Here is a 660-nt window from a genome sequence, read left to right on the forward strand (position 1 = left end):
GTCGATCAGCAGACTGATGTTCTCGAACTGCTCTTGACCGACCTCCAGCCACCAGCGCGGGTCCAGGGGGCTCAGGTCGCCGTGGCCGTGGTCATCGTGATCACCGTCGTGATCGTGGTCGCCGTCGTGGTCATGGTCGTCGTCGTGATCATGCTCCTCGTGCAGGATCCTCGGCGCCGCCGGGGTGGACGGTGTGGTCGCCACCGCCGCCTCGGAAACCCCTTGGTAGACGCTCATCGTGGTGGCAGCCAGGATCCACATCCGGACGTAGTCGGCCTCGTTCAACGCGATCGGAATGGTGTTGACCCCAAAGAAGTTGGTGGACACCAGGACCGCCTGCCGGGCATGGTTGGCGGCCAACTCGGCCATGGTGGGCATGGCCGCCAACGCGCTGGCATAGGCCGCTGCCGCGGTTTCATGCCGGGCAGCGATGGCCGCACTGTCGGCGCTGGCCTGCTGCAGCCACGCGCCCATCGCCCACAGCACGGGCTGGCCGGCGCGGCCGGTCAACGCGGTGTACTGGTTGAGGATTTCAGCGGGCTCGCCGGCGAACAGGAACACGTCCAGCACCACGTCGTCGACACTGACGACGTAGGCCGAATCGGCCGGCGCCGTGCCCACCGCGTGCTCGACGCGGCGCATGGTGTTGACGTACAGACC

At 67.3% G+C, this 660-nt stretch carries 1 protein-coding gene; it reads right to left on the reverse strand.

The window, feature by feature from the left end; all coding sequences use genetic code 11:
* On the reverse strand, positions 1-642 hold a 642-nt coding region (locus IMZ11_RS46030), incomplete at its 3' end, for a PPE family protein (RefSeq protein ID WP_305075953.1).
* Positions 643-660: the final 18 nt, after the last annotated feature.

This window comes from Microtetraspora sp. AC03309, from assembly GCF_020826795.1.
Lineage (GTDB): Bacteria > Actinomycetota > Actinomycetes > Streptosporangiales > Streptosporangiaceae > Microtetraspora > Microtetraspora glauca.